This window comes from Streptococcus sp. 3705, assembly GCF_013277145.1.
Classification (GTDB): domain Bacteria; phylum Bacillota; class Bacilli; order Lactobacillales; family Streptococcaceae; genus Streptococcus.
The window spans coordinates 1-610 of record NZ_VMMJ01000029.1 but is presented as its reverse complement, the minus strand read 5'-3'; the positions used below and the strand labels follow the sequence as shown (position 1 = coordinate 610).

At 39.8% G+C, this 610-nt stretch carries 1 pseudogene; it reads right to left on the bottom strand.

Annotation, left to right across the window (positions count from 1 at the left end):
- Window positions 1-610: pseudogene (locus HT714_RS07925) on the bottom strand (hypothetical protein); the annotation flags it as partial.

The following is a 610-nucleotide window of genomic DNA, read 5'->3' as shown; positions in this document are numbered from 1 at the left end:
GTTGTATTATTATCACCTGGAATAACTACCTTCGTTCCTGGTGGATATGCTGAGCCATCTGGTTTCTTAGGCGTTACTACTGCATCTCCATTTGGTTTTCTTGTAATTTCAATTTCACCTGGTTGTTCTGTTTGAGGTGCATTTGGATCTAATTTCTTAGGTGTTTTTACGTTTACTTCAACAGAAGGTTTTCCTGGCGGTGTAATTTTACCTGTTCCTGGAATTTCCCCATCTGGTAAGTCTTTATTCGGAATAATTACTTTTCCATCTGGTCCTGTTGTTACCACAATCGGTGTGCCATTCTTACCTGGAATTTCTACCGTAGTTCCTGGTGGATATGTTGTTCCATCTGGTTTCTTAGGTGTTACCGTTACGTCTCCTGTATTTGGATCTTGATCTAATACTATTGCCGGTGTTAAACGAGCTGGTGTTTCAACAATCACATTTTCAACAGGTTTATTCGGTTCTGCTATCTTAGCATTACCTGATGTTTTTCCGTCTGGTAATTCACTATTTGGAACTGTACCCTTACCGTCTTGTCCAATTGTTACAGTGATTGTATTTCCATTCTTACCTGGAATTTCTACCGTAGTTCCTGGTGGGTATGTTG